The sequence below is a fragment of the Streptomyces sp. 13-12-16 genome (assembly GCF_002114215.1).
Taxonomy (GTDB): domain Bacteria; phylum Actinomycetota; class Actinomycetes; order Streptomycetales; family Streptomycetaceae; genus Streptomyces.
On record NZ_NCTE01000423.1, the window covers coordinates 1 to 2751 of the forward strand.

General features: G+C 72.4%; 2 protein-coding genes. One reads left to right on the plus strand and one right to left on the minus strand.

Features of this window, described 5'->3' with window-relative positions:
- Nucleotides 1–195 precede the first annotated feature (195 nt).
- Nucleotides 196–951 carry a ferritin-like domain-containing protein gene (locus tag B7767_RS17400; protein ID WP_085572998.1) on the minus strand — a complete coding sequence of 252 codons (756 nt, stop codon included), beginning with the start codon at nucleotides 949–951 and terminating at the stop codon, nucleotides 196–198.
- A 480-nt stretch (nucleotides 952–1431) separates the two neighbouring features.
- On the opposite strand from B7767_RS17400, the gene B7767_RS17405 reads away from it, so the two are divergent.
- Nucleotides 1432–2751: DEAD/DEAH box helicase (locus B7767_RS17405; protein WP_256923474.1), on the plus strand; the 1320-nt coding region annotated here is incomplete at its 3' end.

The following is a 2751-nucleotide window of genomic DNA, read 5'->3' on the forward strand; positions in this document are numbered from 1 at the left end:
CCCGGCCCGCGAGCCCCGGCACCGCGGCACACGGCACCGGGATCCGCTCCGCTCGACCACGGCACCGCAGGGGCGCCCCTGTGGTGCCCCGCGTCGCCCGGACGCCCGGACCTCGTCCCGCCGCCCCTTCCCTTCCCCGGGGCTCCGCCCGGACCCCCGTGCGCGGTTCCCCGCGCCCCTCGCCGGGCGGACGGCCTACGCCGCCAGCCCCAGTGCCGCCATCCGCTTGGTGTGCGCCTCGGTGATCCGGGAGAACATCTTGCCGACCTCGGCGAGGTCGAACCCGTCCGCGACGCCGCCCACGAGCATGGTCGACAGTGCGTCCCGGTCGGCGACCACCCGCTGGGACTGCGACAGCGCCTCGCCCATCAGCCGCCGCGCCCACAGCGCGAGCCGTCCGCCCACGCGCGGGTCCGCGTCGATCGCGGCGCGCACCTTCTCGACGGCGAAGCCGCCGTGTCCGGTGTCGTCGAGCACGGCCAGCACCAGGGCGCGGGTGTCGGAGTCGAGCCGTGCCGCGACCTCGCGGTAGAAGTCGCTGGCGATGGAGTCGCCGACGTACGCCTTGACCAGCCCCTCCAGCCAGTCGGAGGGCGCCGTCTGCTTGTGGAAACCGTCGTACGCGGCGACGAACGGCTCCATCGCGAGCGTCGGCTCCTCGCCGATCCCGGCGAGCCGGTCGCGCAGCCGCTCGAAGTGGTGGAACTCGGCCGACGCCATCTTCGCCAGCTCCGCCTTGTCCGCCAGCGTGGGCGCCAGCTTGGCGTCCTCCGCGAGCCGCTCGAACGCCGCCAGCTCGCCGTACGCGAGCGCGCCGAGCAGGTCCACGACGGCTGCCCGGTACTGGGGGTCGGCGGAGGCGGCCGCCCAGTCCATGGCGGCGACGCCGGTGGGTCCGGCGGAGGTGTCGGGGGTGTCCGCGGCGTTGTCAGGCTTGTCAGAGCTCGTCATGAAGCGCACAATAGCCCGCTTGCCACGCCCCGGAAGGCCCCGCTCGATCAGTGTGACGACGGCTACGTGACCAAATCGGCCATGGCGTGTGCGCGAATCCAGGGTATGGTGGTAATGCGCCTGCTGAGCACTCTGACGTACTCGACGGGCCGCATGTATGAGGATGCCCGGTCGGAGGCCCGATCGGCTCCGACCCGACAGCCCTCCTTGCCGTACGCCACACTGCGTGCGGATTCCGGAGGGGGACCCTCAGCGGTACGAGCGCTCGAGCGTCGGCAGTGGTCCCGTGCCCTACGGCATCGCCCGTAAGGCAGCCGACGTCCCCGGCACGGTCCCGACACGACCCCCGCGCTCGCCTCGCACCGCGCACACAGAAGAGGCAGCACCCTGACTACGACGTTCCGAGAGCTCGGAATCCTCCCCGAGACCGCCGAGGCCCTGGAGGCCGTCGGCATCATCACCGCCTTCCCCATCCAGGAGATGACGCTCCCCGTGGCCCTGTCGGGCACGGACGTCATCGGCCAGGCCAAGACCGGCACCGGAAAGACGCTCGGCTTCGGCCTTCCGCTCCTCGAGCGCGTCACCGTCCCCGCCGACGTCGAGGCCGGACGCGCGAAGCCCGAGGACCTCACCGACGCGCCGCAGGCGCTGGTCGTCGTCCCCACCCGCGAGCTGTGCACGCAGGTCACCAACGACCTGCTCACCGCCGGCAAGGTGCGCAATGTGCGCGTCACCGCGATCTACGGCGGCCGGGCCTACGAGCCGCAGGTCGAGGCGCTGAAGAAGGGCGTCGACGTGGTCGTCGGCACCCCGGGCCGGCTGCTCGACCTCGCCGGGCAGAAGAAGCTCGACCTCAAGCACGTGAAGGCCCTCGTCCTCGACGAGGCCGACGAGATGCTCGACCTGGGCTTCCTGCCCGACGTCGAGAAAATCATCAACTTCCTTCCGGCCAGGCGCCAGACCATGCTGTTCTCGGCCACCATGCCGGGTGCGGTGATCGGTCTGGCCCGGCGTTACATGTCGCAGCCGACGCACATCAACGCCACGTCCCCCGACGACGAGGGCGCGACGGTCGCGAACACCACGCAGTTCGTCTACCGCGCGCACAACATGGACAAGCCCGAGATGGTCGCGCGGATGCTGCAGGCCGACGGCCGCGGCCTGGCCATGGTCTTCTGCCGCACCAAGCGCACCGCCGCCGACCTCGCCGACCAGCTCAAGCAGCGCGGCTTCGCCTCCGGCGCGGTCCACGGCGACCTCGGCCAGGGCGCCCGCGAGCAGGCGCTGCGCGCGTTCCGCAACGGCAAGGTGGACGTGCTGGTCTGCACCGACGTCGCCGCGCGCGGCATCGACGTCGAGGGCGTGACGCACGTCATCAACTACCAGTCCCCCGAGGACGAGAAGACGTATCTGCACCGCATCGGCCGCACCGGCCGCGCGGGGGCGAAGGGTACGGCGATCACGCTGGTCGACTGGGACGACATCCCGCGCTGGCAGCTGATCAACAAGGCGCTGGACCTGGGCTTCGGCGACCCGGCGGAGACGTACTCCACCTCCCCGCACCTGTTCTCGGACCTCGGCATCCCCGAGGGCACCAAGGGCATCCTGCCGCGCTCGGAGCGTACGCGCGCCGGGCTGGACGCGGAGGAGCTGGAGGACCTGGGCGAGCCGGGCGGGCGTGCACCGCGCGGACGCGGTGACCGGGGCGGGCGCGACGGCTCCCGTTCCGCCGAGCGCGAGACCTCGACCCGTACGCCGCGACGCCGCCGCCGTACGCGGGGCGGGACGGCGCTGGACGAG

Coding starts and splice junctions, on each gene's coding strand:
- B7767_RS17400 (WP_085572998.1), bottom strand. CDS start 951: ATGACGAGCTCTGACAAGCCTGACAACGCCGCGGACACCCCCGACACC.